This is a genomic window from Bacillus sp. AFS088145, assembly GCF_002564465.1.
In the GTDB taxonomy this organism is placed as follows: domain Bacteria; phylum Bacillota; class Bacilli; order Bacillales; family Bacillaceae_G; genus Gottfriedia.
In genome coordinates, this window is sequence record NZ_NUUX01000083.1 from 1 (window position 1) to 382 (window position 382).

Sequence of the window (382 nt, forward strand, 5' to 3'; positions counted from 1 at the left end):
CCTCATGCGCGACGTGGGCCAGGCCGAGGAACTGGCGCAGGACGCCCTGGTGGCGGCACTGGAGCAATGGCCCACGACGGGCGTGCCGCGCAATCCCGGCGCATGCCTGATGACCACCGCCAAGCGCCGCGCCATCGACCAGTTGCGCCGCCATGCGCTGCACCGCCGCAAGGAGGACGAGCTGGCGCGCGAGATCGAGGCGCAGCTCGAACAAGGCAGGGGGGATGCGGACGCCATGCTGGACGATCCCATCGGCGACGACCTGCTGGGCCTGGTGTTCACCGCCTGCCATCCGGTGCTCTCCACCGAGGCGCGGGTGGCGCTGACCCTGCGCCTGCTCGGCGGGCTCACCACGGCGGAGATCGCCCGCGCCTTCCTGGTG

The 382-nt window shown here is 72.3% G+C and carries 1 protein-coding gene; it reads left to right on the forward strand.

The features are described 5' to 3' along the window. A partial coding sequence (locus COI44_RS23735; protein ID WP_286164073.1) for a sigma factor occupies window positions 1–382 on the forward strand: 382 nt, incomplete at both ends.